The organism is Micromonospora sp. NPDC048894, assembly GCF_040649765.1.
In the GTDB taxonomy this organism is placed as follows: domain Bacteria; phylum Actinomycetota; class Actinomycetes; order Mycobacteriales; family Micromonosporaceae; genus Micromonospora; species Micromonospora antibiotica.
This window is the reverse complement of sequence record NZ_JBEZFY010000003.1, coordinates 237,380-261,596: the sequence shown is the minus strand read 5'-3', so window position 1 is coordinate 261,596 and position 24,217 is coordinate 237,380. Positions and strand designations below refer to the sequence as shown.

The 24,217-nt window shown below is 72.5% G+C and carries 16 protein-coding genes; 6 read left to right on the top strand and 10 right to left on the bottom strand.

Translation table 11 applies throughout. The features are described 5' to 3' along the window. Positions 1 to 58 precede the first annotated feature (58 nt). The 9 genes from AB0C22_RS08280 to AB0C22_RS08240 form a co-directional block, all read right to left on the bottom strand. Positions 59 to 1,618, bottom strand: coding sequence for an FAD-dependent monooxygenase (locus AB0C22_RS08280; protein WP_219462975.1), 1,560 nt, complete (start codon positions 1,616 to 1,618; stop codon positions 59 to 61). A 270-nt stretch (positions 1,619 to 1,888) separates the two neighbouring features. After that, complete coding sequence (locus AB0C22_RS08275; protein ID WP_219462978.1) at positions 1,889 to 2,509, bottom strand: TetR family transcriptional regulator; 621 nt, start codon at positions 2,507 to 2,509, stop codon at positions 1,889 to 1,891. Between the two features lie 68 nt (positions 2,510 to 2,577). Beyond that, entirely contained in the window at positions 2,578 to 3,570 is a 993-nt protein-coding gene (locus AB0C22_RS08270; RefSeq protein ID WP_219462981.1) for a DUF916 domain-containing protein, read from the bottom strand. Between the two features lie 13 nt (positions 3,571 to 3,583). Beyond that, a complete protein-coding gene (locus AB0C22_RS08265; RefSeq protein ID WP_357534226.1) occupies positions 3,584 to 4,123 on the bottom strand; it encodes a hypothetical protein in 540 nt (179 codons plus the stop codon). Between the two features lie 57 nt (positions 4,124 to 4,180). Further along, the gene (locus AB0C22_RS08260; RefSeq protein ID WP_219462985.1) at positions 4,181 to 4,711 is read right to left on the bottom strand and encodes a hypothetical protein; all 531 of its coding nucleotides are present in this window, start codon (positions 4,709 to 4,711) and stop codon (positions 4,181 to 4,183) included. A gap of 121 nt (positions 4,712 to 4,832) precedes the next feature. Beyond that, on the bottom strand, positions 4,833 to 7,109 hold the full coding sequence (katG, locus tag AB0C22_RS08255) for a catalase/peroxidase HPI (RefSeq protein WP_219462988.1): 2,277 nt from the start codon (positions 7,107 to 7,109) through the stop codon (positions 4,833 to 4,835). A gap of 23 nt (positions 7,110 to 7,132) precedes the next feature. Continuing rightward, entirely contained in the window at positions 7,133 to 7,561 is a 429-nt protein-coding gene (locus AB0C22_RS08250) for a Fur family transcriptional regulator (protein WP_219462990.1), read from the bottom strand. Positions 7,562 to 7,875: 314 nt separating this feature from the next. Beyond that, the gene (locus tag AB0C22_RS08245; protein WP_219462991.1) at positions 7,876 to 8,916 is read right to left on the bottom strand and encodes a LacI family DNA-binding transcriptional regulator; all 1,041 of its coding nucleotides are present in this window, start codon (positions 8,914 to 8,916) and stop codon (positions 7,876 to 7,878) included. A 10-nt stretch (positions 8,917 to 8,926) separates the two neighbouring features. Next, positions 8,927 to 10,534: a glycoside hydrolase family 43 protein gene (locus tag AB0C22_RS08240; protein ID WP_357534223.1), complete on the bottom strand. Its 1,608-nt coding sequence runs from the start codon at positions 10,532 to 10,534 to the stop codon at positions 8,927 to 8,929. 765 nt (positions 10,535 to 11,299) lie between these two features. Here AB0C22_RS08240 and AB0C22_RS08235 point away from each other — a divergent pair. Beyond that, complete coding sequence (locus AB0C22_RS08235) at positions 11,300 to 14,146, top strand: glycoside hydrolase N-terminal domain-containing protein (RefSeq protein WP_357534221.1); 2,847 nt, start codon at positions 11,300 to 11,302, stop codon at positions 14,144 to 14,146. Between the two features lie 116 nt (positions 14,147 to 14,262). Beyond that, on the top strand, positions 14,263 to 15,924 hold the full coding sequence (locus AB0C22_RS08230) for a cellulose binding domain-containing protein (protein ID WP_357534219.1): 1,662 nt from the start codon (positions 14,263 to 14,265) through the stop codon (positions 15,922 to 15,924). A 132-nt stretch (positions 15,925 to 16,056) separates the two neighbouring features. Here AB0C22_RS08230 and AB0C22_RS08225 read toward each other — a convergent pair whose 3' ends face one another. Next, positions 16,057 to 16,935, bottom strand: coding sequence for an SGNH/GDSL hydrolase family protein (locus AB0C22_RS08225; RefSeq protein WP_208570836.1), 879 nt, complete (start codon positions 16,933 to 16,935; stop codon positions 16,057 to 16,059). A gap of 388 nt (positions 16,936 to 17,323) precedes the next feature. Between AB0C22_RS08225 and AB0C22_RS08220 the strand changes: the two genes are divergently transcribed. The 4 genes from AB0C22_RS08220 to AB0C22_RS08205 all read left to right on the top strand — a co-directional run bounded on the left by AB0C22_RS08220 (position 17,324) and on the right by AB0C22_RS08205 (position 24,082). Then, positions 17,324 to 18,907 carry a cellulose binding domain-containing protein gene (locus AB0C22_RS08220; protein ID WP_357534217.1) on the top strand — a complete coding sequence of 528 codons (1,584 nt, stop codon included), beginning with the start codon at positions 17,324 to 17,326 and terminating at the stop codon, positions 18,905 to 18,907. Positions 18,908 to 19,250: 343 nt separating this feature from the next. Further along, a complete protein-coding gene (locus AB0C22_RS08215; RefSeq protein WP_357534215.1) occupies positions 19,251 to 20,561 on the top strand; it encodes a cellulose binding domain-containing protein in 1,311 nt (436 codons plus the stop codon). Between the two features lie 298 nt (positions 20,562 to 20,859). Beyond that, positions 20,860 to 21,231 carry a metalloregulator ArsR/SmtB family transcription factor gene (locus AB0C22_RS08210; RefSeq protein ID WP_219463000.1) on the top strand — a complete coding sequence of 124 codons (372 nt, stop codon included), beginning with the start codon at positions 20,860 to 20,862 and terminating at the stop codon, positions 21,229 to 21,231. 748 nt (positions 21,232 to 21,979) lie between these two features. After that, the gene (locus AB0C22_RS08205) at positions 21,980 to 24,082 is read left to right on the top strand and encodes a UvrD-helicase domain-containing protein (protein ID WP_357534212.1); all 2,103 of its coding nucleotides are present in this window, start codon (positions 21,980 to 21,982) and stop codon (positions 24,080 to 24,082) included. Positions 24,083 to 24,217: the final 135 nt, after the last annotated feature.

The window sequence follows — 24,217 nt, the reverse complement described above, 5'->3', positions numbered from 1 at the left end:
GCCGCACCACGCACCGGCCGGCCCGGCACCTCCCCGCCGGGCCGGCCGACCCCGGCCTTCAGGACCGGTCGGCGCGCGGCGGGCCGAACCAGCGGGTGAGCGCGGCCCGCAACCCGTCGCGGTCCGCGTCGTCCCGGGTGGACTGCCAGGCCACGTAGCAGTCCGGACGCAGCAGCAGCGCGGTCGACGTGCCGTCGCCGGGCGCGTCGGCCGCTGCGGTGTCCAGGGCGAACCGCCCGGTGACCACGTCGACCCGGTCCCGCCACGGCCCGGCCACCTCGGCCAGCTCGCCGGTGGGGTCGAGCAGCAGCGCACGGGCGGTCCGGGTCAGCCCGGCCAGCCGTACCGGGCCGGCGTCGGTGTGCCACACCAGGTCGGGTGCCCAGCGCCCGACCAGCGGCCCGCCCGGCGTCCCCGTCTCGTAGCGGATGTCCGCGCCGGCCAGGAGGGCGGCGACGTGGGCGGCGTTCTCCGGCCGGCTGAGCAGCTCGCCGAGGAGCACCCGCAGCGCGGTGACGTCACTGCCCGGGGCGATCAGCGCCGACTGGGCCTGCGTCGACATGGTCACCCGACGCGCCACCGGGCGACGCTCCGCCTCGTACGAGTCCAGCAGCCCGTCCGGGGCCCAGCCGTGCAGCTGCCCGGCCAGCTTCCAGCCCAGGTTCACCGCGTCCTGGAGGCCGAGGTTGAGTCCGGGCCCGCCGATCGCGGAGTGGACGTGGGCGGCGTCGCCGAGCAGCAGCACCCGCCCGGCGCGGTACCGTTCGGCGAGCCGGGTGTTGCCCCCCACCAGGCGGCGCAGCAGGTGCGGCCCCGGGCCGGCCGGCGGATCGATCGGCACGTCGACCCCGAGCACCCGGGCGACACTGGCCCGCATCTCGGCGAGGGTGAGTGGCCCGTCGAACTGCCTCGCGTCGGGCCACTCGATCGTGCTGAGGCCCGCCGGACGCCCGGTGAAGGGGGCCCAGGCGATCAGTCCCCGCTCGGTACGGGTGTGCCGGAACGGTGCGACGGTGCCGTACCCGGGAATCGCGAGGCCGCCGGTCGACGCGTCGATCAGCTCCGCCGGCAGGCTGACCTGGGCGGTGCGGGAGACGGTGCGATCCGTCGACACGCCGGGGAAGTCGATCCCGGCCAGCCGGCGGACGACGCTGTGCCCGCCGTCCGCGCCGACCAGGTAGCGGCAGCGCAGGGTCGTGCCGTCGGAGAACGCGACGCGTACGTCGTCGGCCCCCTGGGTCAGCCCGGTCACCTCGTGCCCCCGGCGGACCTGCACGCCCAGTTCGGCGGCCCGTTCGGCGAGCACCCGCTCCAGGTGGGCCTGCGGAACCTCGATCAGGTGCAGTGGGTTGTCCGGCACCGCCCGCAGGTCCAGCGGCAGCGCCCCGAAGACGAACCCGGGCGCGGGCTGTGGCGGTGCCGGATCGTCGACCAGACGGTGGTGCAGGCCGCGCCGGTCGAGCATCCGAACCACCTGTCCGACCAGTCCGTTGGCACGCTGCTCGGTGGTGGGTGCCGACAGCCGCTCACACACGACGGGCCGAACGCCGGCCAGGGCCAGTTCGATGGCGAGCAGGAGGCCGTTCGGGCCGGCACCGACGATTACGACATCGATCATCGCAAGATCCTTTCGGGGGCAGGGTGGCCCCGCTCGCCGGGACGGCGGCGGACCATGGGCAGGACAGGACACCCCGACGGCCTCGGGGTGGACGCGGTGAGCTGCGGTTCAGAGCGGGCGGTCGTCGCGGTGCGCGGATGATGCCGGCGTACGGTCGGGCCGGCGCGCGTGGGTCAGGCCGGCGTGCGCATGGTCAGGGATGCACGGTCAGCGGTGACGCGGAGAGCGGGCCGGGGCAGGGACATGGCCGAGGCAGGGCAGGGGATGCGGTCATCGTGGTGTGGGCGCCGGCAGGCCGGCGGCGAGTTGGGCCAGCGCGTCGGGGAGCAACCGCTCCATCGGAACGGGCGGATCGGCACGCAGGTAGTGCCGGATCGCCGCGTTCACGGCGGCGGTCACACTGGCCGCGACGAGATGGGGATAGAGGTCGCGTCCCAGGTCGGTGCCGGTGCGTTCGGCGACGGCTGCGGCCAGGTCGGCCTCGGCGATCGCGCTGGCGCGCAGCATCTCCGCCTGCAACGCCGGCTCGGCGAGCATCACCGCGAGCCCGTCGACCCACTCGGCGTGCGCGCCCGGTGGCGACTGGGCGACCTCCGGGCCGGGGGTGAACCGGGTCAGCGTCGCCTCGACCAGCGCCGCCCAGAGTGGTTCGCCGGCCGGCCGCTGGCGCAGCGCCTCGGCCACCCGGCGACTGCGGTCGAGATGCCGGAAGGCGATCGCCTCGGCCTTGCTGGAGAAGTAGTTGTTGAACGTTCGCGGGGAGACGCCCACGGCCTGGGCGATGTCCTCCACCAGCACGTTGTCGAAGCCCCGGGCCACGGTCAGCCGGATGGCCGCCCAACTCAGCGCCGCCCTGGTCTCGATCTTCTTGCGCTCACGGAGGCCGCTCATGTGACCACCGTTCAGGAAAGTGCGCACCACGCAATATTACGTGGCGCGCACTTTCACTGTCGATCCGCTCAGGCGGGTAGCGCCTGCCGCGACCGGCCTCGACGGCGGAACACGTAGCCGGTGAACAGGAGCAGGACCACGGCCGACGCGACGAAGCCGCCGGTGAGCACCAGTCCGGAGCGGTCCGTGCTGGTCGCGGCGGCGGCCGTCGGCCCACCGAAGGAGACCGTGCCGGTCGCGGTGCGCTTGGTCCACCCGCTGGCGAGGTCGAGCCGGGCGGCCCACGGGCCGTCCGGCAGTCGGGGGTCCAGCACCACGCGTACGGTGGTGGTGGCGCCGAGGGCGAGCGTGTCCGCCTCGGCGCGCACCGGCCCGACCGACAGCCCACCCGGGCCGTCGGTGAGGCGTAGCTGGCCGGCGAGATCCAGCGCCCGCTGCCCGGTGTTGCGCACCTCGGCGGTCACCACCGGTGCGCCGTCGCCGTCGCGGTCGCCGGTGAGCCCCGACACCTCGAAGCCCGACGGCGGCTCGCCGCCCGGCCCGACCGACAGGTACACCCGGATTCCGGCCCGACCGATGTTGCGGACGTTCGCGCCGTCGGTGGTGGACACCTCGGCCCAGATGACCGCGTACCGTTCCCCGGCGGATGCCTTCTTCGGCACCGTGATGGTCACCGTGAGCACCGCCTCGTCGTCGGGCTCCAGCTCCACCTCGTCGCGGTCGACGGTGATCCAGCTGCTCAGCTCGTTGGGCGTCCGGTCGGGTGCGAAGACGAAGCCGGTGCGGTCGATCTCGGCGGCGGCGGCGTAGACGGCGATCTTCCGCTCGACCTCCGAGACGTTCTCCACCACGATCCGCCGCCTGATGGTCGTCCCGGGGTGGACGTGGTCGACGATGTACTTGTGCGCGCGGCTGTCGTCGCGCCGGTTCACCGGGGCGTCGAGCAGCCGGATGCCGACCGCCGCGGCCGGCCCGCTGAAGCTCGGGCTCGGCTGCGGCGACGGCGACGCGGCAATCGCCGGTGTCCCGGCCGCCACCAGGACGGTGACGGCCAGGATCACGACACGGAGTCGGTCAGGCCACCGAATGGGTGATCACCCCCGAGTAGAGTCCGCCGACGGCTGCGGGCGGAATGGTGATCCGGAGGCTGGGGTCCCAGGTGGCCGAGTTGTTGCCGCTGCCGGAGGTCTTGGAGAAGGCCGTCCGGGGCAGGTTGAGCGTCACCGCGTCGGCCACGGTGGGTTGACCGGGCACGAAGGTGCCGGTGCCCGTGGTGGACAGCGCCGGCCCGGACCAGTACTCCACCAGGTTGGGCAGGATGGTCTCCTCAACCGAGCCCGCACCGGTGGTGAACGAGGTGCTGGTGACCGACGCGGTCCAGGTCGCCGAGAGCGCCGCCCGGCTGTCCGTGACCGTGACGTTGCCGAGCGAGCCGGTGATGGTGGAGCCGGCGAAGGCCGCGCCCAGGTTCACCGAGGCGGGCACGGCGATGTCCAGGTTGGCGGTCGACACGGTGAAGGTGACGATGGTGTCGCCCGACGGGGCGGCGGCGGCGGGCGACGCTACGGCGAGCACCGCCGCCCCGGCGGCCAGGGCGAGCAATGACTTCTTCATGCCTCCACGCTAAACACTCAAAAAAGCCCATAGGTTGCATTAGCGTCAAATCACCCATTAGGCGACAGAGTGTGTGATGGTGCCGGAGTAGACGCCCGTCACCGCTCCGGCGGGGATCGCCACGCGGAGGGTGGGCGCCCAGCTCACGCTGTTTCGCTGGTTGCCCGTGGTCTTGCTGAACGCGATCCGTGGCACGGTAAGCGTCACCGCCTGGGCTGCGGTGGCCTGACCAGGCACCTTGGTACCCCCACCGTTCTGCTTGGTCACCGGGCCCGACCAGTAGGAGACCTGGGTGGTGGCGATGGTCTGGGCCGGGCCACCCCCGCCGGTGATGAACGCCGTGGCGGACACGGTGGCCGTCCAGGTGTTGGGGTTGGTCGTCCGGGTGTCCGCCACGGTGACGGTGCCCAACGAGCGACTGAGGGTGGTCCCCGCCAGGCCCGCACCGAGGCTGGCCGTAGGGGGCACGGTGATGTCCAGCCCGACCACCAGCGCCATCGCCTGCACACGGGCGACGGGTGCCACGCCGGGCGGCGCGACGCCACCGACGAGCAGCAACGGGCTGACCAGGGCTGCCAGGAAATACACGAAAGAGACTATATGGCGCTTTGGCAGCTTTTGTCCAATATGAAGTGGGTTCACCCGCCCCCGAACCGGAACGGGCCCCGGCCGATCGTCGATCGGCCGGGGCCCTTCAGGGAACCTGGGGTCAGGACAGGTCGAACCGGTCCAGCTCCATGACCTTGGTCCAGGCCGCCACGAAGTCGGTCACGAACTTGGTGCCCGCGTCCTGGCTGGCGTAGACCTCGGCGAGGGCCCGCAGCTGGGAGTTGGACCCGAAGATGAGGTCGACCGCGGTGGCGGTCCACTTCACCTCGTCGGTGGCCAGGTCCCGGATCTCGTAGACGTGCTCGTCGGACTCCGACGCCCGCCACCGGGTGCCCGGCGAGAGCAGGTTGGCGAAGAAGTCGTTGGTGAGCACGCCCGGCCGGTCGGTGAGCACGCCGTGCGCCGTGCCGCCGACGTTGTTGCCGAGGGCCCGCAGACCGCCGACGAGGACGGTCATCTCCGGCGCGGTCAGGTTGAGCATGTACGCCCGGTCGACGAGCAGCACCTCCGGCTGGGTCTTCTCACCCGGACGCAGGTAGTTGCGGAACCCGTCGGCACGCGGCTCCATCACGGCGAAGGACTCGACGTCCGTCTCCTCCTGGCTGGCGTCGGTGCGGCCGGCCCGGAACGGCACGGTCACCTCGACACCCGCCTCGCGGGCCGCCCGCTCCACGGCCGCCGAGCCGGCCAGCACGATCAGGTCCGCGAGGGAGATCTTGGCCGCACCGGCGGCGTTGAACTCCCGCTGGATCCCCTCCAGCGTGCCCAGCACCGTCGCGAGCTGCTCGGGCTGGTTGACCTCCCAGCTGCGCTGCGGCTCGAGGCGGATCCGCGCGCCGTTGGCGCCACCGCGCTTGTCGGTGTGCCGGAAGGTCGCCGCAGAGGCCCACGCGGTGGCGACCAGCTGCGCGGTGGTCAGGCCGGAGTCGAGGACCTTCGCCTTGAGGGCGGCGACGTCGGCGTCGGACACCAGCTCGTGGTCGACGGCCGGCACCGGGTCCTGCCAGAGCTGCGGCTCGGCGACCCACGGGCCGAGGAAGCGGCTGACCGGGCCCATGTCCCGGTGCAGCAGCTTGTACCAGGCCTTGGCGAACGCCAGGGCGAACTCGTCCGGGTGCTCCAGGAAGCGCCGCGAGATCTTCTCGTACGCCGGGTCGACGCGCAGCGACAGGTCGGTGGTGAGCATCGTCGGCTTGTGCTTCTTGGCCGGGTCGTGCGCGTCCGGGATGATCGCCTCGGCGTCCTTGGCGACCCACTGCTTCGCCCCGCCGGGGCTGGTGGTCAGCTCCCACTCGTAGCCGAAGAGGATCTCGAAGAAGCGGTTGCTCCACTGCGTCGGCCGGTCGGTCCAGGTGACCTCCAGACCACTGGTGATGGTGTCGCCACCCTTGCCGCTGCCGTGGGTGCTCAGCCAGCCCAGGCCCTGCGCCTCCAGCGGGGCGCCCTCGGGCTCGGGGCCGACGTGGTCGTCGGCGATGCCGGCGCCGTGGGTCTTGCCGAAGGTGTGGCCGCCGGCGATGAGGGCGACGGTCTCCTCGTCGTTCATCGCCATCCGGCGGAAGGTCTCCCGGATGAAGTGCGACGCCGCGAGCGGGTCGGCGTTGCCCCGGGGACCCTCCGGGTTGACGTAGATGAGGCCCATCTCGGTCGCCCCGACGCCGGCCGCCATCTCACTCTCGGAGGCGTAGCGCTCGTCGCCGAGCCAGGTGTCCTCCGGGCCCCAGAAGATCTCCTCCGGCTCCCAGACGTCCTGCCGGCCGAAGCCGAAACCGAAGGTCGTGAAGCCCATCGACTCCAGGGCCACGTTGCCGGCAAGCACGAGCAGGTCGGCCCAGGAGATCTGCTGGCCGTACTTCTGCTTGACCGGCCAGAGCAGCCGGCGGGCCTTGTCCAGGTTGGCGTTGTCCGGCCAGCTGTTCAGCGGCGCGAACCGCTGCCCGCCGTCACCGGCGCCCCCACGGCCGTCCTCGATCCGGTACGTGCCGGCGGCGTGCCAGCTCATCCGGATCATCAGGCCGCCGTAGTGGCCGAAGTCGGCCGGCCACCAGTCCTGCGAGGTGGTGAGCACCTCGGTGATGTCCCGCTTGAGCGCCTCGACGTCGAGCTTGGCGAACTCCCTGGCGTAGCTGAAGTCCTCCCCCAGCGGGTTGCCCTTGGCCGAGTGGGCGTGCAGGACCGAGAGGTCGAGCTGGTTGGGCCACCAGTCCCGGTTGGTACGCGGACGCCCACCGGTCTTCGGCGTCGGCGAGTCGATCGCCGGGTTCTCGCTCTCGCTGCCGTGCGCGGTCACCGAGTCGTGCGCGACCGGGCAACCGGCCGCCGCCTTCTGGTCCACGCCCTGCGCGCTGGCGGGAGCGTTGTCCTGGGTGTCGCTCATGTGCTTCCTTCCGAACTGGTGGATCACTGGGAGGTGCGGTCGGCCGCGCAGTCGGGGCAGGTGCCCCAGTAGACGACCTCCGCCTCGTCGACCACGAAACCGTGATCGTCGGAGGCGGTGAGGCAAGGAACGTGACCGACGGCGCAGTCGACGTCGGCGATCGCACCGCAGGAGCGGCACACGACGTGGTGGTGGTTGTCCCCCACCCGTGACTCGTAGCGGGCGGTCGCCCGCCCCGGCTGGATGCGGCGCACCAGGCCGGCGTCGGTGAGCGCCCGCAGCACGTCGTAGACCGCCTGGTGGGAGACCGTGGGCAGGTCGGCCCGGACCAGCGCGATCACCGTGTCGGTGTCGACGTGCGGGTGGTCGCGCAGCGCGGCGAGCACGGCCAGTCGGGGCCGGGTCACGCGCAGCGATGCCGCCCGCAACTGTGCCTCGAGGTCGGCCGTCATGGCACGACCCTAGCCCGCTGTTCTGGAACAAATCAAGTTTAGCTGCGGCGCGTCGACCCATGTCCCCCCACCGGATGACACCGGCGGGCGAATCGGGCAAACCGGCAACCCCCGGCGGCACGGGCACCGGCCGACCCCCGGCAGCACAGGAACAGGGCGACCCCCGACCGCACAGGCACTGGGCGGACCGGCAGCACAGGCACAGGGCGGACCGGCAGCACAGGAGCTGGGCGGACCGGCGGGGCCGCCACCGCCCGGGACCGACAGCACCTGTTGCCGACGGCACGGCGCACGGGTCCGCGACCCGCCCGGGGTCAGCGGGACCGTGGTACGGCGGTGCTGCCCCGCACCACGAGCGAGGTGCCGAGTTCGTAGCGGTCCTGGGTGAGCGGGTGGCCGTCGGCCAGGGTCAACGCGAGCCGGGCGGCGGTGGCCCCGATCTCCCCGAACGGCTGCCGCACCGTGGTCAGCGGCGGCGCCAGCCAGGCCGCCTCGTCGACGTCGTCGAAGCCCACGACGCTGAGCTCGTCGGGAATCCGCAGTCCGACCTCCCGGGCCGCCGCATAGACGCCCAACGCCTGCAGGTCGTTGCCGCAGACGACGGCGGTGGGCGGCTCCGGCCGGCCGAGCAGCTCGGCGGCGAGGCGTCGGCCCTCCTCGAAGGTGAACACCCCGCCGCGTTCGAGGCGCTCGTCGAATGGGACACCCGCGTAGTCCAACGCGGCGCGGAAGCCGTCCCGGCGGGCCCGCGCCGACAGGTCCCCGACCGGACCGTTGAGCACCCCGATCCGCCGGTGGCCGAGATCCAGGAGATGCCGGGTGGCGGACAGCGCCCCGCTCCAGTTGCTCGACCCGACGGCGGGGACGGGAAACAGGTCGCCGATCGGATCGACCGCCACCAACGGAATGCCGGCGGCGCTGAACCGCGCCCCGTCCTCGGCTGTGAGAAGCGAGAACACCGTGATCACGGCGGCCGGTTGGCGCAGCAGCAGCGACTCCACCCAGGGCTGCCCGGCCCGCAGGCGGTGGTGCACGTCGGTGAAGCCGACCGTGTGGTCGCGGGGGCCGGCGACCTCCTGGACCCCGCGCAGGATCGGCATGGCGATCGAGGAGAGCATCTGGTGGAAGACCACCTCGATGCAGGGTGCCACGCCACCGGCCGGTCGGCGGCGGTAGCCGTGGTCGCGTAGCAACGCCTCCACCCGCTGCCGGGTCTGCTCGCCCACCCCCCGGCGGCCGTTGAGCACCTTGGACACCGTCGGCGGGGACACCCCGGCGAGTTCGGCGATGGTGGCGATGGGCAGGTCGCCCCGCCGGGGCTTGCGCGAGCCACGGCGTCGACCTTCCTCGATCACGGGACGAAGTCTACGGTGCGGGCTCCACCGACGGCCCGGTAGCGCCCACGGGCCCGGCACCGGCGCGCTCCGCCACCGGCCGGTACGCGAACCAGTCGAACGCGGCGCTGCCCTGCGTGACGTACATGCCGATGACCCGGCCGGTGAAGCCGGCGGCGACCTCGGTGGACAGGTAGCGCCCGTCCAGTTCGGCCAGCACGGTCGGGCCGGTCGGGCCGGCCACCTCGAAGGTGACCATGTCGCAGCCGGCGGCGCGTACCCCCCGGGGTGCGGTTCCGGCCGCCAGTTCGGCGGCGGACGTCACGGTCGGCGGGAAGACGTCGTCGGTGCGGGTGGCGATCGTCAGCACGAGCGGGCCCGGCGGCACGGCACGGGTGGCGAACACCTGCCGGAACGGCCCGACCCGGCCGACGACCCGGACCGTGCCGGCCCCTACCTCCAGGTCGTAGTGGTGCGCCTCGTCGATCCGGATGGTGAGCCCGGCGGTGCCGTCGCCCGGGTCCACCCGGACGCTGGCCCGGCAGTCGTGGTGCCGTTGCCGCAGCGCCACGATCGTCGCGCCGGCCAGGTCTAGCGTCGCGCCCTCGGCATGCAGGGTGAGCCAGCCCGGCCGGGCGGTCAGCGACCAGGAGTCGGCGGGTCGGCGGCGGGGCGAGATCCACTCCGGTGCCAGGGTGGTCGCGTCGAAGTCGTCGTGGTGGTCGCCCGGGTCGGGCGGGGCGGCACCGGCCGGGGCGCTGCCGGCGGGTGCCACGGTGAGCTCCTCGACCGGGTCGACGACCGGCCAGCCGTCGACCCAGCGCACCGGGGCGAGGAAGGTCTCGCGGCCGAGGACGTGGTAGGGCGGCCAGTGGCCCTTGGCCCGGATGCCCAGCAGGACCAGCCACCAGCTACCGTCGACGGCCTGGACCAGGTCGGCGTGCCCGGTGGCCTGCACCGGGCGGTCACTGCTGCGGTGGGTCAGGATCGGGTTGGTGGGCGCGGGGGTGAACGGGCCGCGCGGGCTGCGCGAGCGGGCGACGGAGACGGCGTGGCCGGTGTGCGTGCCACCCTCGGAGAGCAGCAGGTACCACCAGCCGTCGATCCGGTAGAGGTGCGGCGCCTCGGGGTACTGGCCGCCGGTGCCCGACCACAGCGCGATCGGGCCCTCCAGCACCTCCCCCGCCTCCGGGTCGATCCGGTAGGCGTCCACCCCGGAGGTGGTCAGCCAGCAGTTGCCGTCGTCGTCCCAGGCCAGCGAGGGGTCGACGTGCGGCAGGTCGAGATAGACCGGGTCGGACCAGGGGCCGTCGGGGTGCGGCGCGGTGACGATGAGGTGCCGCCCCAGGCTGACGTTGGTGGTGATCAGCCAGAACCGTCCGTCGTGGTGGCGCAGGGTCGGCGCGAAGATGCCCCGGGACGCCTCGGCGTCCGGGGGCAGTTCGCACTGGCCCGGCCGGTCCAGGATGTTGCCGATCTGCCGCCAGTTGACCAGGTCACGGCTGTGCAGCAGGGGTACGCCGGGGAAGTACTCGAAGCTGGAGCAGACCAGGTAGTAGTCCTCGCCCACCCGACAGACACTCGGGTCGGGGTGGAAACCGGGGACGACCGGATTGCGGTAGGACGGTCCGGCGGACACCGGGCATCACCTCCCTGAGGGGAATTTCACCACAGTGGACGGTGCCTGTGGGCCCGCGACGCTGCCACGGTCCAGAAATGTTTGCGATAACATTTCGCGACCCGAATGCTACGGAAGACCCGCCCGGGGTTCAAGGTCCCCGGCTGCCGGCACACCCCCACCCCCGGCGGCGCACCCACCGGCACCCCGCCAGGACAGCGCCCTGAGCTGGCAAGAAACCCCGCACCCCGGGCCCGAGTCGGTAGCTCCCCCGACGGCACCGGGCGTCCACCCACCCGGCGCGACGGGACACGGCCGGCCGGCCGGACCGCCGGCACCCGGCAGGAACATTCGCGCAACATGGCCGTCATATCTTGACGGGACCCCGCGAATCCACGAGAGTCCATATAAGGCGAGATGGTGCGCCGCCGGGAGCTCGACGCGCCGTCACGGCATTCGCGGATGTCGACGTCAGGGTGCGAGGGGCCGCACCTGTTAACGCTCACAGCGGCGTATCCCGTTGCCGGCTGATCGAAACACCGACTCGGGCCGGTTGGCGATCGGCCGTGTCCCCGTCCCGGGACCACGACGACGGCCGTCCCACCCTGCCCTGCGGTCGGACCACCACTGCGTAGCACCGACAGGAGTCATGCCATGGCACGACGTCCGGCCAGCACCGATGCGCCGGCCACGGCGGGCCGGGCGTGACGGTTGAGCACCCGGCCCGGCGGCGACGCCCGTCCCCCCACCCGCACCCGTCCCTGATCCGCACTGCTGGGAGTGATCATGTCTGAAGTGACCCGAAGGAACGTCCTCAAGGCAGGAGCGGCAGGGGCCGGTGCCGCGCTGGTCCCGGTCGCCTGGACCGCCACCGCCCGCGCCGACTCGGTCGCACCGCCCCAGGTGTTGGCCGCCAACGACCTGGCCCTGTGGTACGACGAGGGAGCCGGCACCGACTGGCTCCGCGCGCTGCCGATCGGCAACGGACGGCTCGGCGCGATGGTGTTCGGCAACGTCGACACCGAGCGGCTCCAGCTCAACGAGGACACCGTCTGGGCCGGCGGCCCGTACGACTCGGCCAACACCCGGGGGGCGACCAACCTGGCCGAGATCCGGCGGCGGGTCTTCGCCGACCAGTGGACCTCGGCGCAGGACCTGATCAACCAGACCATGATGGGCAACCCGGGCGGCCAGCTCGCCTACCAGACCGTGGGCAACCTGCGGCTGGCCTTCGGCTCGGCCAGCGGGACGAGCCAGTACGTCCGGACCCTCGACCTGACCACCGCCACGGTCACCACGACCTACCTGCTCAACGGGGTACGGCACCAGCGGGAGGTGTTCGCCAGCGCAGCCGACCAGGTGATCGTGGTGCGGTTGACCGCCGACCGGGCCAACGCGATCACGTTCTCCGCCACCTTCGACAGCCCGCAGCGCACCACCGTGTCGAGCCCGGATTCCGCCACCATCGGGCTGGACGGCATCTCCGGCAGCCAGGAGGGGGTCACCGGCTCGGTGCGGTTCCTGGCCCTGGCCAACGCCGCCGCGACCGGTGGCACGGTCAGCAGCTCCGGGGGCACCCTGCGGGTGTCCGGGGCCACCAGCGTGACCATCCTGATCTCGATCGGCTCCAGCTACGTCAACTACCGCACCGTCAACGGCGACTACCAGGGCATCGCCCGAACCCGGCTCAACGCCGCCAAGGGCGTCGCCATCGAGCAGCTGCGCAGCCGGCACCTCGCCGACTACCAGGCGCTGTTCAACCGGGTGAGCATCAACCTGGGTCGGACGGCCGCGGCCGACCAGACGACCGACGTACGGATCGCCCAGCACGCGAGCAGCAACGACCCGCAGTTCGCCGCGCTGCTGTTCCAGTTCGGGCGGTACCTGCTCATCTCGTCGTCGCGGCCGGGCACCCAGCCGGCGAACCTGCAGGGCATCTGGAACGACTCGCTGACGCCGTCCTGGGACTCGAAGTACACGATCAACGCGAACCTGCCGATGAACTACTGGCCGGCCGACACCACCAACCTCGCCGAGTGTTTCCTGCCGGTCTTCGACATGGTCAAGGACCTGACGGTGACCGGTGCCCGGGTCGCCCAGGCGCAGTACGGCGCGGGTGGCTGGGTCACCCACCACAACACCGACGCCTGGCGGGGCGCGTCGGTGGTGGACGGGGCGCTGTGGGGCATGTGGCAGACCGGTGGCGCGTGGCTGGGCACCCTGATCTGGGACCACTACCTGTTCACCGGTGACCTGGGCTTCCTCCAGGCCAACTACCCGGCGCTCAAGGGCGCCGCGCAGTTCTTCCTCGACACCCTGGTCGCCCACCCGACGCTGGGTTACCTGGTGACGAACCCGTCGAACTCACCGGAGCTGCCGCACCACTCGAACGCCAGCGTCTGCGCCGGGCCGACGATGGACAACCAGATCCTGCGGGACCTCTTCGACGCCGCCGCCCGCGCCAGCGAGACCCTCGGCGTGGACACCACCTTCCGGTCGCAGGTACGCACCGCCAAGGACCGGCTGCCCCCGAACCGGGTGGGTTCGCGGGGCAACGTGCAGGAGTGGCTGGCCGACTGGGTGGAGACCGAGCGGAACCACCGGCACGTCTCGCACCTGTACGGACTGCACCCCAGCAACCAGATCACCAAGCGGGGCACCCCGTCCCTGTACGAGGCCGCCCGCAAGACCCTGGAGTTGCGGGGCGACGACGGGACCGGCTGGTCCCTCGCCTGGAAGATCAATTTCTGGGCCCGGCTGGAGGACGGCGCCCGCGCCCACAAGCTGCTGAAGGACCTGGTGCGCACCGACCGGCTCGCCCCGAACATGTTCGACCTGCACCCGCCGTTCCAGATCGACGGCAACTTCGGCGCCACGTCCGGCATCGCCGAGATGCTGCTGCACAGCCACACCGGTGAGCTGAACGTGCTGCCCGCGCTGCCCAGCGCCTGGCCCACCGGCCAGGTCGCCGGCCTGCGGGGGCGCGGCGGCTACACCGTCGGGGTGGCGTGGAGCAGCGGGCAGCCCGACGAGATCGGTATCCGCGCCGACCGCGACGGCACGCTGCGGGTGCGGTCGCGGCTGTTCACCGGCAGCTTCACCCTCGTCGATGTCGCCGACGGCAGCGCACCGGCCACCACCCGCCCGGAGACCGACGTCGTCCAGTTCACCGTCCGCGCCGGGCACACCTACCGGGCGGCCCGGCCGGGCGTGACGCCGACCCCGACGCTGACTCCGACCCCCACGCCGACCACCCCCGTCCCGACCACCCCGCCGCCGACGACCCCACCGCCGACGACCCCGGTCCCGACCACCAGCTCGCCCGCACCCTCGGGAGCACGGGCGACGTACGCGGTGACGGGCTCGTGGTCGGGTGGCTTCCAGGCCGAGGTCACCGTGACCGCCGGCGCGACCGCGATCCGGGGCTGGACGGTGTCCTGGACGTTCCCCAACGGACAGACCGTCAGCCAGATCTGGGGCGGGTCGCACACCCAGAGCGGCGCGAACGTGACCGTGAAGAACGTCGACTACAACGGGGCGCTGGCCGCCGGTGCCTCCACCACGTTCGGCTTCATCGGCACGGTGAGCGGCACCAACAACGCGCCGACGAACCTCACCTGCACCACGAGCTGACCGGCACCGGACGTGTCGTCGCCGCCTCGGTCCGCCCCCGGGCCGGCCGAGGTGGCGACGACGCGTCCCGCCCCCTGCCGGCACACATGATCCCCGAGTGGAACGGACGGAAGAACATGAGAAGACCATCTACCCGCAGGCGTCGCCTGCTGACCGCCCTGGCGGCCGGGCTGCTGCTGGTGGCGGGCCCGGCGGTGGTGCTGCGGACCTCCCCGGCGCTGGCCCTGGACAACGGGGTGGCCCGCACCCCGCCGCTGGGGTGGAACAGCTGGAACACCTTCGGCTGCAACATCAGCGAGGCGCTGATCCGGCAGATGACCGACGCGATGGTCAGTTCCGGCATGAAGGACGCCGGCTACCAGTACGTCGTGGTCGACGACTGCTGGATGAACCCGAACCGGGACTCGGCCGGCAACCTCCAGGGTGACCCGACCCGGTTCCCCTCCGGCATGAAGGCGCTCGGCGACTACATCCACGCCCGGGGGCTGAAGTTCGGCATCTACCAGGCGCCGCTGGACAAGACCTGCGCCCAGTACTTCAACTCCTACCCCGGCGCCACCGGCTCCCAGGGCCGCGAGGCCCAGGACGCCCGGCAGTTCGCCGCCTGGGGCGTCGACTACCTGAAGTACGACTGGTGCTCGCCCAGCGGCAGCATCGACGACCAGGTGCGGGCCTTCGCCAAGATGCGCGACGGGCTGGCCGCGGCCGGTCGACCCATCGTGCTGAGCATCAACTCGAACAGCATCCACTCCAAGACCGGGCCGCAGCGCAACTGGGGCGACGTGTCGAACATGTGGCGCACCACCGAGGACATCACCAACACCTGGAACAGCGGCCAGACCAACGGCTACCCGATGGGCATCCAGAACATCGTCGACGTCACCGTGCCGCTCGCGGCGCGGGCCAAGCCCGGCGCGTTCAACGACATGGACATGATGGAGGTCGGCCGCGGTGGCATGACCGACACCGAGATGCGCAGCCACTTCGCGCTCTGGGCCATCCTGGCCTCACCGATGATCGCCGGGAACGACCTGCGCAACATGAACGCGGCGACCCAGACGATCCTGAAGAACGCCAATCTCCTCGGCATCAGCCAGGACCCGCTCGCGCTCCAGGCCAGCCAGGTCTCCTTCGACGGCACCCGCCGGGTGCTGGCCAAGCGGCTCGCCAACGGCGACGTCGCCGTCGCCCTGTTCAACCAGGGGACGGCCGCCACCACGATCAGCACCACCGCCGCCGCGATCGGGCTGTCGGGCGGCTCGTTCACCCTGCGTGACGCGTGGGCCAACACGACCAGCACCACCTCCGGGGCCATCTCGGCCAGCGTGCCGGGTCACGGGACGGTCGTCTACCGGGTCAGCGGCGCGACCAGCACCCCCACCCCGACCACCCCGCCCCCGACGCCCACCACGCCGGCCCCGACCACCCCGGCCCCGACCACGCCGCCGCCGTCGACCGCGTCCTGCCAGGTCACGTACGCGATCAGCAGCCAGTGGCCGGACGGGTTCCAGGCCGAGGTGATCGTCCGCAACACCGGCACCACGGCGGTCGACGGCTGGAGCCTGCGCTGGTCGTTCGCCAACGGCCAGCAGCTCAACCAGGCGTGGGGTGCCACCTACACGCAGAGCGGGGCCCAGGTCACCGCCACGAACGTGGGCTGGAACGGCACCATCAGCCCCGGTGGCAGCGCCAACTTCGGCTTCATCTCCAGTTGGTCCGGCGGCAACGCCAAGCCGACCGGGTTCACCCTCAACGGCCAGGAATGCGCCGTGGCCTGACGGGTGTCCCCCGCAACGGCGGGCCCCCCGGTCATGACGTCGGCCCCGACTCCGGGATCCGACAGCTCAGGACCGGGGGGTCCCCGCCGGGCGGACGCACCGCCGTACCGGCGTGAGCAGGGTGCGGTCAGTTCAGTCGTCCAAGGTGGCCAGCAGTGCGGTGGCCATGCCCTGCTCGCCCCGGGCGTTCGGGTGGAAGGGCGCGGCGGCGTTCTCCGGCAGCAGCCCCTCCACCCACCGGGTGCCGCTGCTCTTGCAGGTGTCGCGTCCGATCGACGGGGTGTAGACGTCGGCGTAGACGGCGTCGTTGGCGGCGGCGGCACCGGCCAGCATCGCGTTGAGCGACTTGGCCACCCCCCGCAGGTACGGCACGTCCTGGTAGGCGATCGGGACCAGTGGCCAGCAGCCGTACCCGGAGTCCGGCACGATCGCCGGGTATCCGAGCACCACGATCCGCGCGCCGGGCGCCGCCTGGCGGACCGCCTGGAGCACGGCGGTCACCTTCGGCGCGGTGGCGGTGATCCGGGCCTGCAACTGGTCGGTGCCGCCGGCGGTGTAGAGGTTCTTGCACGGCGAGCCGAGCGGACTGCTGAAGCTCGCCTGCGCGCAGTCGCCGATGATGCTGGAGAAGCCGATGTCGTTGCCGCCGATCTGCACCGTCACCAGGGCGGTGTCCGGGGTGACCGCGGTGAGCTGCGGGGGCAGCGTGCCGCTGCCGTAGCGGATGTCGTCCGTGGTGGCCCCGGAGCAGCTCACGTCCGTGAACGACGAGGAGCCGGCGGACGCGGCGACCAGGGACGGGTAGTTGCGGTTGGAGCGCAGGCAGTTCCGGTCGACCTGGGTGGGGATCAGCGGACCGGACGTGTACGAGTCGCCGAGCGCGACGTAGCGGCCGGTGGGGACGGCGGCGGTGGCGGGCGCGGCGGCGACGGACAGCACACCGGCGGTGGCCGCGGCGAGCGCGACCGTCCGGGTGGCGGCCCGCAGCAGCGGCAGACGGGGACGGGGCATGACGCCTCCAGGGCAGATCACGGGGGTGGTGCCGCGATCCTGCCGCTGCCGACGCCCGACGTCAATATAGATGGATCTCGCTAAATTTCCGGTCCGGGTACGGCCGGGACGCCACCGGCCGACGCCCCGCACGACGACCGTCTCGATTGACGGACGTGAAAGCCGGGCGGGATAATGCCTGCGGAGCCGGGCTGGCTGCGGACGAGACACCGCACGACACCAACAGACGCGAGTCGACCGACGGCGGATCAGGGCCGTTGGCGGCACGCCACCACCCGGCGCATCCCCTCGACGCCTGCGCGGCCACCGCCCCGAACGGGAGATCCGGTGCAGCCGCCCCGAACCACGGCCGACAACAGTCGCCGCCACCCTCGCGGAAGGACCATCGATGCGACTCACCCGTTCCCGGTTCCGGTTGGCGGTGTCGCTGTTCGCCACCGCCACCGTCGCCGCCACTGCCGCGCTCGTCGGCACCGTACCCGCCCAGGCAGCTGCCGGCTGTCGGGTCACCTACACGGTCACGAACCAGTGGCCGGGCGGGTTCGGCGCGAGCGTCGACCTCACCAACCTCGGCGATCCGCTCACCGGTTGGCGGCTGACCTGGTCCTTTTCCGCAGGGCAGGTGATCGACCAGCTGTGGAACGGCACGGTGACCCAGTCCGCCGGTCGGGTCACGGTCACCAATGCCGGTTGGAACGGCACCCTCGGCTCCGGGGCGAGCACCCAGTTCGGCTTCGGCGCCTCATGGAACAACGCGGCGAACCCGGTGCCTGTCGACTTCGCCCTCAACGGGGTGCCGTGCACCGGGCGTACCACCAGCCCGACCGCGCCGCCCACCACCGCACCACCGACGACCACGCCGCCCACCACCGCACCACCGACCACCGCACCACCGACCACCGCGCCGCCCACGACGGTGCCGCCGACCACCGCGCCGCCGGCATCCGGGGCGCTGGACCAGACGTCGACGGTCGGGCGGGTCAAGGCGGTCGGCAGCAGCGCGCAGTACACCTGGCCCGGCGTCTACTTCGAGGGCCGGTTCCGCGGCACCGGGGTCGGGATCGTCCTCAACGACGCGCAGAACGACTACGTCGTGCAGATCGACGGGGCAACCGTCGCCACCCTGGTCACCCCGGGTCGGACCACCTACTGGGTGCGCAACCTCGCCAACACCGAGCACACCGTACGACTGGCCAAGCGCACCGAGAGCCCGTGGGCCGCCGGCGAGTTCGGTGGTCTGGTCGCCGCCTCCGGCGGTGCGATCCTGGCCAGACCCGCCCCGCGCAGTCGGCAGATCGAGTTCATCGGCGACTCCTGGACCGCCGGGTACGGCAACATGTCGACCACCCGGGACTGCAACAGCAACGGCGGGGTCACCCGCAACTCCAACGCCGACGTCACCTTCGGCGCGCTGACCGCGCAGAGCCTGAACGCCGACTACCAGCTCATCGCCTGGTCCGGCCTCGGCATGGTGCGCAACTACAACGGTGGCGGCACGGACAACTTCCGCACCTACTACGAGACCGATCTCCAGGCCCTGTGGAACAGCACGACGTGGCAGAACCCGGGCACCTGGAAGCCGCAGCTGGTCGTGGTCGGGCTGGGCATCAACGACTTCTCCACCGCCCTCAACCCCGGTGAGCGCTGGTCCACCGTCGACCAGCTCGCCGCCGACTACCGGACCGCCTACCTGGCGTTCATCGACAAGCTGCGCAGCCGGTACGGCCCCGACACGTTCATCGTGCTCACCTACCCCGACCTGTCCCCCACCACGGCGCTCGCCAGCTCAGTCCAGCAGATCGTGCAGACCCGCACCAGCCGGGGCGACACCCGGATCCGCTCGCTCTACTACGACGACAACGCGCTGGGGCTGGACAAGCTCGGTTGCGACTGGCACCCCTCCCGCCGCGACGACCAGCTCCTCGCCGGCGCGCTCACCCGGTTCGTCAACACCCTGCCCCTGACCTGGTGAACCACCCTCCCGGCTGACGCCGGCACGGGCCCACGACGACGGGGCCGGCGATGCGGACCGGTCCGCGTCGCCGGCCCCGTCGTCGCGCACCCGGTGCCCGCCTGGCCGGGCTCCGGACCGGCACGCCTCGGACCCGCTCCGTGGCCACCACCGACCGCCCGCTCGTTGACATCATACGTCATACGGATTACGTTCGTAATCATCGATGAATGTGAACGCCTGTCCCGATCCGGTGACCCACCACCGGCGCGACCGGGTCACCCCACGACCGCCGCCGTCCGCGCCGGGCAGGCGGGCAAGTCACACCCCCCACCACCACGCTGACGTCGAAGGAGTTCCCCTGATGTCGAGACACCGACTCGCGGCCGGCATCGTCGCGGCAGCGGCGACGCTCGCCCTCACGCTGGGCGGTGCCGCGATCACCGCCGGAGCCAGCCCGCCCGCGTACGCCAACGACGTCACCCCGCTCGCGGCGACCGCCGGCTGCGGCAAGGCACCCACGCTGACCAGCGGCAACCGCACCATCTCCAGCGGCGGCCAGAACCGCTCGTACATCCTGCGGATCCCCGACAACTACGACCGCAACCACCCCTACAAGCTGATCTTCGGCTTCCACTGGAACGGTGGCACCGCCAACGACGTCGACTCGGGCGGCACCAGCGGCTATCCCTGGTCGTACTACGGCATCCGGGCGCTGTCGAACAACAGCGCGATCTTCGTCGCACCGCAGGGCATCGGCAACGGCTGGGCCAACAGCGGCGACCGGGACCTGACATTCGTCGACGACATGATGCGCCAGATCGAGTCCGCCCTGTGCGTCGAGACCACCCAGCGGTTCGCCATGGGCTTCAGCTACGGCGGCGGCATGAGCTACGCCATCGCCTGCGCCCGCGCCACCGTCTTCCGCGCCGTCGCCGTCTACTCCGGCGGCCAGCTCAGCGGCTGCAACGGCGGCACCCAGCCGATCGCGTACATCGGCATCCACGGGCTGCGGGACAGCGTGCTCCCCATCGCGACCGGGCGGTCGCTGCGCGACCGGTTCGTCCGCAACAACGGCTGCACCCCGCAGAACCCGCCGGAGCCGGCGCAGGGCAGCCTGACGCACACCATCACCTACTACTCGGGCTGCCGGGCCGGATACCCGGTCGCCTGGGCGCCGTTCGACGGCGGGCACGCCCCCAACGCCGTGGACGGCACCGCCGACCCCTACGCGCCCGGCGAGAAGTCCTGGACCCGACCGGTGGTGTGGAGCTTCTTCACCCAGTTCGACGGCACGACGCCGCCCACCACGCCGCCGCCGACCACTCCCCCGGCCACCCCCACCACTCCCCCCGCGACCCCGACCACGCCACCGCCCGGCGGTAGCGGCTGCTCCGCCACCGTCACGGTGAACCAGTGGACCGGGGGCTTCACCGCCTCCGTACGGGTCACCGCCGGCTCCTCCGGCACCACCGGCTGGACCGTCAGCACGACCCTGCCCGGTGGCGCGAGCGTCACCAACACCTGGAACGCCACCGCCAGCGGCAGCACCGGCACGGTGCGCTTCACCAACGTCAGCTACAACGGCCAGCTCGGTGCCGGCCAGGTGGCGGAATTCGGCTTCCAGGGCAACGGCAGCGGGTCCGGGCTGACACCCACCTGCACCGCCCGCTGACCCGGGCCGCCCGCCGGCCGCACCGCCCGCTGACCCGGGGCCGCCCGCCGGCCGCACCGCCCGCTGACCCGGGCCGCCCGCTGAACGGACCGGCCGCTGAACGGCTGCGCCACCGGGAAGCGGCAGGCAGGCGACCCGGGGGCGGGGGCACGGGAGTGACGTCCTGTGCCCCCGCCCCCGGGTGTCGTCCACTCCCACCACGGCGGGTCGGCCGACTCGCCGGCAGGAGTCACCCGATCCGCGAATTCGTGCCGGCCGATTGTCGATCCAGCGGTCGGACGGGGCACTTGCTGCCATGATGGCGGACGTGGGAGCTGCGAAAATCAATACACCTGTGGTCTCGCCGCTGGCCGGCGAGCCGATCAAACGTGCCGACGCGGAACGGCTCGCGGGAGTGCTGAAGGCATTCGCCGACCCGGCCCGCCTGCGACTGCTCAGCCTCATCCAGTCCGCCCCGGAGGGCGAGGCGTCCGTCACCGACCTCACCGCGCCGCTCGGCCTGTCCCAGCCGACGGTCAGTCACCACCTGCGCATCCTCACCGAGGCCGGGTTGATCGAACGCGAGAAGCGCGGGGTCTGGGCGTACTACCGCACGGTGCCCACCGCGATCAGCGCGATCGCCGACCTGTTGACCCCGCCCCGCAAACGGGCGACCAGGAAGACCCGCTGACGGCGGGTACCGCAGCGAGCACGATCCCGGTCCGCAGCTCGACGGACCACCCGACCCAGGCCGACCCCGACCGATCCCCGTTCGGTGACGGACCCCCGGTCACACCCGGTCCGCCGCGGCCGGCACCGCAGCCGCGCCCGGGTCCCACCCGTCCGACGACAGGGTCGCGCCGGGATGCGAGCAGGTCGGACACCGGTGATCAAGCCACCGGCGGACGCCACAGGTCGCCCGGCCCCCCGGGAACGGTCCCCCGGACCAGGTGCTCCGGCTCGGTGAGGTGGGCGTAGAGCAGATCCAACACGGCCCGGCTCGCCGCCGGGGAGACACTGAAGACGTGTGACGTCGAGCCCGGGTTGACGAAGATGCCGCCTTGTGCGCCACCAGGGCCGCACGCACGGCGGCGAGTTCCGCGTCGGTGCCCCGGTCGAGGTCGAGCCCGACCAGCCGGGCGGCGCAGTGCGGCCCGGGCCGAGTGAGGGCCAACCAGGTCTCAGACAAACAGTGGCCCACGCCGTGGAACGAGTGATCGTCCGACCGGGGCCGCCGGGGCGGCGTCCGGCCGGTGAGATGGGGGGTCGCGTCGCAGCGCTCGATCCCCGGAAACGGAGCATCCGTCCCCTGCCGCCACATTCATCATATGCGCCGGTCAAGCCGCCCAGATCGTCCCGGATAACGATTTTTGCCCCCGGGGACCCGCCTACGCTCGACCGGTCCACGCCGGACCGGCCGGCGGGAGAACGGGGAGCACGTGTCCGAGACAGCCCGGCAGATCGCCATCGAACAACAGGTGGTCGACGCGGTGTACGCCCGCCTGGAGGTCATGCGAGCGCAGGCCAGACAGCTGAACGAGGAGGGGCACCGGCGGGCCGGCGGCGGACCGGTCGCCGGCCTGGTCGAGCGGGACGCCATGGTGCTGGGTGCCGCCACCCGGCTGTCCGATCTCGACGACCAGGAAGAGGGCATCGTCTTCGGCCGGCTCGACTTCGACGACGACGAGACGTACCGGATCGGTCGGTTGGGTGTCCGCGACGCCGACCGGGAGCCGCTGGTGGTGGACTGGCGGGCCCCCGCCGCCGCACCGTTCTACCGGGCCACCCCCGGCGAACCGCTCGGGGTCACCCGTCGCCGTGTGATCACCTGCGCCGGGCGTACCGTGGTCGGCCTCGACGACGAGGTGCTGTCGACCACGCCCGTCGACGGGGTGGTCGGCGAGGGTGCCCTGCTCGCGTCGCTGACCCGGGAACGCGGCGCACACATGCGCGACATCGTCTCGACCATCCAACGCGAGCAGGACGAGGCGATCCGGGCACCGACCCACGGGGTCACCCTGATCACCGGCGGTCCGGGGACCGGCAAGACGCAGGTGGCCCTGCACCGGGCCGCCTACCTGCTCTACCGCGACCGGGGCCGGTTCGCCGACGGCCGGGTGCTGGTGGTCGGCCCGTCCACGGTGTTCACCGCCTACATCGGCCGGGTGCTGCCCGGTCTCGGCGAGGACAGCGTCCACCTGCGCGCGATCGGTGAGCTGTTCGACGGTGTCGTGGCGACCCGACGGGACAGCGCCGAGGTGGCCCGCACCAAGGGTGACCTGCGGATGGTGCGGGTGCTGACCGACCTGGCCTGGGACACCCCGCCGAACGTGCCGGACCGGCTGTGGGGTCTCGACGCCGACGACCTGGCGCGCGCCCGCCGGGAAATCCGCCGCCGGTGCGAGGCCGCCGGGATCGCCCCCAACGCCGCCCGGCCGCAGGCCGCGACGGTGCTGGCGGAACTGCTGGACGGCCGGGAGGTCCCCGACGCCTTCCTGACCGCCTGGTGGCCGGCACTGACCCCGCAGGACGTCCTCCCCGCCCAGCGGGGCGGATGGTCGGTGGACGACGTCCCGCTGCTCGACGAGCTGGCCGAGATCCTGGGCCGGCCGCCACGGGTCGCCGAGGTCCGGCCCGAGTGGCAGCGCCGGGAACTGGGCAGCGGCACCCGGCTGGCCGAGACCTTCGTGCTCAGCCCGAGCCTCGCCGACGGGTGGCAGCTCTTCGCTCCCGGCCTGGCCACCCCCATGGCGCAGTCCGGGCAGTCGCTGGACAGCGGCCACTGGGGTGCCCAGCGCTGGGCGGCGGCGATCATCCTGCGGGAGGGCCACCAGGTGGTGGGCTGGGTCGACGGCTTCGACCCGTACGGCGAGGAGGGCTACGTTCCGGTGCTGGCCGAGCCGCTGCCGGTGGCCGAGGCCGAGGATCCCGTCGAGGACGCCTACCAGCACGTCATCCTCGACGAGGCGCAGGACCTGTCGCCGATGGAGTGCCGGATGATCGCCCGCCGGGCCGAGTACGCCTCGATGACCATCGTGGGCGACCTCGGTCAGGCGACCCATCCGCTGGCCTGCGGCTCGTGGCCGGAGCTGGTGCAACGGCTCGGCAAGCGGACCGCCCGAACGCTGGACCTGCCCACCGGCTACCGGGTGCCCGAGGTCATCGCCGACTTCGCGGCCCGGGCCCTGCCGCCCGGCATCGCCCCGACCCGGTCGTTCCGGCCCGGCGGCAGCCTGGAGATCCGCCGGGTCGACGACCTGGCCGCGGCCGTGGCCGGGGAGACCGGGACCGTCATCGCCCCCGACCACCTGGCCGACGCCCTACACGCGGTCCCGGTCAGCCAGGTCAAGGGCCTGGAGTACGACCGGGTGGTGCTGGTCGAACCCGCCGACATCGTCGCCGCCGAACCCCGGGGCATGAACCGGCTCTACGTCGCCCTGACCCGGGCCGTCGGAGAACTGGTGATCCTGCACAGCAAGCCGCTGCCGGAGCAGCTGAGCCGTCCGGCGGCGCCCACCCCACCCCACCCGGGCACGACCTGACCGGGTCGGCCCCGCCCGTGGGGCCGGCCCGCGCCGGGCCGGCCCCGCGACGCCCCCCCGCCCGGGGGTCGGGCTGAGCCGGCCCGGCGCGGGGGCCCGCCGGGTGGGGAGGCGGCCCGGCGGGGGGGGGCGGCG

Coding starts and splice junctions, on each gene's coding strand:
- AB0C22_RS08280 (WP_219462975.1), bottom strand. CDS start 1,618: ATGATCGATGTCGTAATCGTCGGTGCCGGCCCGAACGGCCTCCTGCTC.
- AB0C22_RS08230 (WP_357534219.1), top strand. CDS start 14,263: ATGAGAAGACCATCTACCCGCAGGCGTCGCCTGCTGACCGCCCTGGCG.
- katG (WP_219462988.1), bottom strand. CDS start 7,109: ATGAGCGACACCCAGGACAACGCTCCCGCCAGCGCGCAGGGCGTGGAC.
- AB0C22_RS08215 (WP_357534215.1), top strand. CDS start 19,251: ATGTCGAGACACCGACTCGCGGCCGGCATCGTCGCGGCAGCGGCGACG.
- AB0C22_RS08225 (WP_208570836.1), bottom strand. CDS start 16,935: ATGCCCCGTCCCCGTCTGCCGCTGCTGCGGGCCGCCACCCGGACGGTC.
- AB0C22_RS08250 (WP_219462990.1), bottom strand. CDS start 7,561: ATGACGGCCGACCTCGAGGCACAGTTGCGGGCGGCATCGCTGCGCGTG.
- AB0C22_RS08235 (WP_357534221.1), top strand. CDS start 11,300: ATGTCTGAAGTGACCCGAAGGAACGTCCTCAAGGCAGGAGCGGCAGGG.
- AB0C22_RS08210 (WP_219463000.1), top strand. CDS start 20,860: ATGGCGGACGTGGGAGCTGCGAAAATCAATACACCTGTGGTCTCGCCG.
- AB0C22_RS08265 (WP_357534226.1), bottom strand. CDS start 4,123: ATGAAGAAGTCATTGCTCGCCCTGGCCGCCGGGGCGGCGGTGCTCGCC.
- AB0C22_RS08275 (WP_219462978.1), bottom strand. CDS start 2,509: ATGAGCGGCCTCCGTGAGCGCAAGAAGATCGAGACCAGGGCGGCGCTG.
- AB0C22_RS08220 (WP_357534217.1), top strand. CDS start 17,324: ATGCGACTCACCCGTTCCCGGTTCCGGTTGGCGGTGTCGCTGTTCGCC.